Origin of the sequence: uncultured Clostridium sp., from assembly GCF_947072515.1 — a bacterium.
Classification (GTDB): Bacteria; Bacillota; Clostridia; order Clostridiales; family Clostridiaceae; genus Clostridium.
On sequence record NZ_CAMTIG010000108.1, the window covers coordinates 1 to 5729 of the forward strand.

Here is a 5729-nt window from a genome sequence, read left to right on the forward strand (position 1 = left end):
AGATAGATAGAGATGCGTATAAACTTCAGATGTATAGGGAACTTAGAGAGGTTGTAAAGGGAAAGATATTTTTAGTTGTAAACGAGATTGATGAAAAAATTTATATAAAGAAGATACTAGATAAGGATTGCTATAAAGTATATAAGATCTTAGAGAGCTTAGAAAATAAAAATAGGGCAAAGATAAAAGAGATTTTTATAATAGAGGACAAGCTATATGTAATAGAAGAGTTTATAAATGGAGAAAATTTAAGCTGTATTATAGAGAATAGAGATTTAAATGAAGATGAGATAATTAAGATAATTGAAGGTATTTGTAGTGCTTTAGAAGGATTACATTCCTTAGAAAATCCAATAATACATAGGGATATAAAGCCTGAGAATATAATAATAAATAATGATAATATAATTAAATTAATAGATTTTGATGCAGGACGGATAGTAAATTTAGATAAAGAAAAGGATACAAGGCTTCTTGGTACAAGAGGTTATGCATCACCAGAGCAGTTTGGCTTTGCAGAAACAGATAATAGAACAGATATATATAGTATGGGTGTATTATTAAATTATTTATTAATAAAAAAATATCCAACAGAGGAAATTGCAGAAGGTAAGTTTAAAGAGATAATAAAAAAAGCAACAGAAATTGATAGAGAGAAAAGATATAAGGATATAGAGGAATTTAGAAAAGCGGTAAAAAATATAGATGAGAAATCTAATGTAAAAGAAAATTTGAAAAGAGAGATTGAGGAAGAGGTTGTAGAAGAGCATATAGAAGAGGACTGGATAAAAGATTTAAAATTTGAAAAAGAAGAAAAGAAAAGTAAGGGAATAATAGTAGGTTTTAGAAGTAGAAAAAAATTAAAAATAATACTTGCGAGTATGTATTATTTATTTGTAACTGTCGGAATGACAATTGGAATAACGGGTAAAAGCTTAGAGGATATAGTGGTTGCAATATATTTATATGTACTTCCAACAACAGTATTTGGGGACATAAGTTATTTAAATAAAGTATTTAAAAGACTAAATATAAAAAAATATAATGTGGTAATAAGAGTTTTAATATGGTTTATAGTAACATTAATCATAGGAATGTTTATGCCAACAACAAATTAAGATGAAGAAATTTTCTTCATCTTTTTTTCTTTGTCTTCTAACAGAGGACAAAAAGGAAAAACAAAAAAGCTATAATAAGTTTGTAAAGAAAATTAAAAAAAAATAGGGGGAATAAAAAATGAATAATAAAAGTAAAACAGCAATAATAAGTGGAGTCTTAGGGGCATTATACAGTATCTATTTAATAGCTTATTTTGGAGGTGCAATGGATTCAACTAATGGAGCAGAAATGGTAGGTGGAGCAATAGCAAGTGCATTAGTAATGCCACATATGATATTAGTGATACTAGGAAGTATATTTATGTTAATTGGAGCATTCATAAACAAAGCGGGATTTGCATTAACAGGAGCAATATTATTTTGTGTAAGTGCAGCAGCATTTATAATGTATGCACCATTTGTAGTGCCAATGATAGTTTTAGGATTCATAGGATACTCGAAAATAAGAAAAATAAAAATGATGGCATAAGAAAAAATAGGCTACATAAAAAGTAGCCTATTTAAAAAAAGGTGAGAAATGAGGAGAGTAGACCTACAATGTGAAAAAGAAGAATTTGATTTAAAAAAATTAATAGAGGAAACTCTAGAAAAAGAAAATCTAAAAATAGATGAAGAAAATAAAATCATAGCAATATTAGATAATGAAACAATCTGTTTAGGAAATAGAAAAGAAAAAATTAAAAGAGAAATAGAATGGATATATGAAAATAACTTTAATAAAGAAATAATACTGATAGTTCCATATAATGAAAAAGCAAATTTGGAAATTGAAATAAGAGAAAAAGTAAAAGTTAAAATAAAAGAGAAATAACGGCAAAATATAAATCTATAAAAATAAGTGAATAAAAAAGAGACAATCAGTATAAAAGAAAAATAAAGGGGTTAATAAAAAAAATGAGTTTAATTACAAAAATAAAAGGATTATCAACAGGAAAGAAAATAGGATTAGGAATAGTAACAGTAGTAATAATAGGAGCAGTAGCAAGTCAAGGAGAAGGAAAAGAATTAGATGTATCAGGAAATTTAGATAAGCCAGCAGTGGAGGCGAAAAAAGGAAATGAAAATGTGGCTGAAGGAAGAAAAGAAAATAAGACAGAGGCTACACAACCAAATGATAAAAAAACAGATACTGATAAAAAGGATACAAGTGAAGAAACAAAATCAGATTCTAGTTCAAAGGTTTCAATTGAATATAAATCAGCTTTAGCAAAAGCTAAGGTTTATGGGGAAACTATGAATATGTCTAAAGCAGGAATATATGATCAATTAACATCTGAATATGGAGAAAAGTTTTCTAAAGAAGCAGCTAAGTATGCAGTAGACAATGTAAAGCTTGATTATAATGAACTAGCATTAAAAAAAGCAGAAATATATCAAAAAACAATGGCAATGTCTCCAAATGCAATATACGATCAGTTAACTTCAGAGAATGGAGAAAAATTTACAGATGCACAAGCTAAATATGCAATAGATCATTTAAGTAAATAAAATTAGTATAGATTGTATTCTAACTTCAAGTATAATTAAGATATAAAGTCTAAAAGGTTAAGTATTATATTAAGAAGTGGAGTTGATTATAAATGAATTGGTTTAATATAGTAGCAATAGTTCTAACAGTAGTTATAGCTTCTATTGGGATATATGATTATCGTCAGGATAGAAGAGGAATAAAATTAGATATTTTCGAGAATAAAGAAGAAATTTTAGAATATCTAAAGTACAAAAGACACTATAGTTACGTAATAGGTGCAACTACCATTATTGTATTAGGATTAACCTTTAGCAATATGGTAGGTATAATCAATATGAATCAATATATTCAAGGAACAATATGGATGCTTTTGATTATGGTATTTATTTTGTTTAATGTAGAGAAGAAATATGGAAATGAAAGAATGAAAAGAATAGTTAAAGAGATATCATATAGAAGTAAAATTTTTAAATGGTTGATTTAATTTTTGTTTTAAATAATTATAAAACTATTTAAGCATTTTTGTTCGAGTATAGAATTTATGTTAAAATTGATTCTATAAAATAACAAAGGAATAGGTGAAATATGGAAACAGTAGAATTTAGAGCACTTAGAAAGCACAAGTTAGCTTTAAGTAGTGATGAAGCAAAAGAAATATTAAAAAATGGAGAGTATGGGGTTATTGCCCTTATAGGAGATAATGGATATCCACATGCTGTGCCTTTAAATTATGTCTATATGGATGGAGCAATTTATTTCCATTGTGCCAAAACAGGACACAAAACAGATAGTATAGAAAAAAATAATAAGGTTGCATTTACAGTTGTAGGATACCATAAAGTTCTTGCAGATAAGCTTGATAGTGAGTATAAAAGTATCGTAGTTCATGGGCGTGCATTTGAAATGTTTGATATGGAAAAAGAGAAAGCGCTTGTAGAAATGATAAATAAATATTCAAAAGGCTTTGAAAAAGCTGGACAAGAATATATTGATAGAGCTAAAGATGCTATTAAAATTTTCAAAATTGAAATAGAGCATCTTACAGGAAAAGGATATATAGATTAATTAAAATTTAAGAGAAAATCAGTACAAAAAGGTGCTGATTTTTTTTATGTATAAATATAATGAGTGAAAACAAATAAGACTAATGCATTGACAGGGCAAAGTCGAATTATTATTAATTTAATACTATTTGATGTTATTTATTGAATTTCAAGTAGTGAATAATATGTTTGACTTATATATCTTTGTAAATTTTTAGGGTTATTGTTTGACATTACCGACTAGTATATAATTTACCTATATATATAAAAGAAGGAGTTAGATAAAATGATAAAAAATAAAGTCGCCAAAATACTTATTTCAGCAGGGGTTGTTGCATCAGTTATAGGTGTATCACCAGCAATAATTTCTCATGCTAGAACTTTTAATAATGAGCATACCTATAGTGTAGATTCAAACAATAGCTCTATTCAGAAAGCTGTTGTAAATACTACAGTTCAATTATCAAATGGTACTGCTAATCAATATGACATGGTTGTTATAACAGGAGAAAATAAAAACAATTACAATGTAATAACTCAATATGGAGTTACAGGATCAATTCCAAAATCTGATTTAACTTTAGTTAAAAGTGGGGAAAATAATCAATTAGTTAAATTAAATGAAACTGAGCATGTTATTCATGTAACTACAGTTTTAAATGTAAGACAGCAACCAGATGTTCATTCAGGACTTTTAACTACACTTAAAGAAGATACTAATATTCAAGTAACTGGACAAGAAGGAGAATGGTTCCAAGTTAATATTAATGGACAAACTGGATTTGTTTATGATGATTTTGTAGGACAAGGAGAGGTTAGTACACCAGTTGCAACAAGTGCTACTAATACTATGACTACATCATCTAGCCAACAAACTTCAAATGAAAATACTTCAAATAGTAATGTTGTAAGTAATACTGTATCTTCAAATACTATTACTAATAACCAAGTACAAGCAACACCAGTAAAAAATACTAATACAATTACATCAAATAATATGAATACTAATAATAGTCAAATAGTAAATTATAGTACGCCTAAAAATGGATATGTAAATATTTCTAAAGGATACTTAAATCTTAGAAGTGGTGCAGGAACATCAAATTCAGTTGTTGGACATTTAGTTAAAAATGAAAAAGTTCAAGTACTAGCTAAAAGTGGGAATTGGTATAAAGTAGCAGTAGGAAAAGTAACTGGATGGGTAGCTAGTAATTATATTAATTTAGGTATGATTAATACAACACCAGTTGTTAATCCAATGAAATCAATAAATCATACAACTACAAAAGCTACAGCATCAAATACAAATAGTACAACTGTGAAACCAAGTAATAGCACTAAACCAATAGAGCATCCTAATGATATAAAACCAATAGTTAAACCAGATGTAGTTACAGGTGGAACAACAACTACTACTAAACCAGAACAACAAAAAGTTACTAAAACAATTCTTGAAGTTCAAACTTTATGTGGTGGAAAACAAGTTCCTAATGCAACATATTGTATTTTAGGTACTGGTGAATATGAAGGACAAAACTTTAATTCTACAAATAAAGAATTAGTTAAAGAATTTAATTCAGGTGATATAACAGGTGCTAATTTAACTATAGCTCCAAATGGATATACTTATGGAAGAACTACTAGTACAGTTATATCTGTAAAAGATAGTGTAAGAACTATTAAAGTTATTGGACTTTTAAAAGTAGATAAAGCAAATGAACCAACACATGTTACTCCAACTCCAGTAGTTAAACCTACTGAACCAACTCATAGTACTTCTAAACCAGTAGCAGAAAAAATAACTAATACTGTAGTAACAGCTAAAGTTATGTGTGATGGGCAAGAGATAAATGGAGATGGTTCTATATTCTGTATAAATAGTACAGGCGAATTTAATGGAGTTAACTTAACTGGAGGACAAACTCAAGATTATCCAGTTAGTACTATAACAGGTGGAGAATTAACAACTGCTCCTACTGGATATAACACTATAATTGGAGCCAATAAAGTTGAAACAACAGTAAAAGGTAATACTAGATATATTACAATAATATCTCAAGTTACTAAACCGGTAGTAAAACCAGAAACAAAACCTAC

At 27.9% G+C, this 5729-nt stretch carries 7 protein-coding genes; all 7 read left to right on the forward strand.

The window, feature by feature from the left end; genetic code table 11:
• On the forward strand, positions 1-1118 hold a 1118-nt coding region (locus Q0W06_RS19075), incomplete at its 5' end, for a protein kinase (RefSeq protein WP_297639621.1).
• A gap of 118 nt (positions 1119-1236) precedes the next feature.
• Positions 1237-1587 carry a hypothetical protein gene (locus tag Q0W06_RS19080; RefSeq protein WP_297639624.1) on the forward strand — a complete coding sequence of 117 codons (351 nt, stop codon included), beginning with the start codon at positions 1237-1239 and terminating at the stop codon, positions 1585-1587.
• A gap of 48 nt (positions 1588-1635) precedes the next feature.
• Positions 1636-1929, forward strand: a complete 294-nt coding sequence (locus Q0W06_RS19085) for a hypothetical protein (protein WP_297639628.1) — start codon at positions 1636-1638, stop codon at positions 1927-1929.
• A gap of 83 nt (positions 1930-2012) precedes the next feature.
• The gene (locus Q0W06_RS19090) at positions 2013-2606 is read left to right on the forward strand and encodes an Ltp family lipoprotein (RefSeq protein ID WP_297639631.1); all 594 of its coding nucleotides are present in this window, start codon (positions 2013-2015) and stop codon (positions 2604-2606) included.
• A 92-nt stretch (positions 2607-2698) separates the two neighbouring features.
• Entirely contained in the window at positions 2699-3073 is a 375-nt protein-coding gene (locus Q0W06_RS19095) for a hypothetical protein (RefSeq protein ID WP_297639633.1), read from the forward strand.
• 101 nt (positions 3074-3174) lie between these two features.
• On the forward strand, positions 3175-3654 hold the full coding sequence (locus Q0W06_RS19100) for a pyridoxamine 5'-phosphate oxidase family protein (protein WP_297639635.1): 480 nt from the start codon (positions 3175-3177) through the stop codon (positions 3652-3654).
• A 264-nt stretch (positions 3655-3918) separates the two neighbouring features.
• Positions 3919-5729 (forward strand): SH3 domain-containing protein (locus Q0W06_RS19105; protein ID WP_297639637.1); only part of this gene is annotated, 1811 nt, incomplete at its 3' end.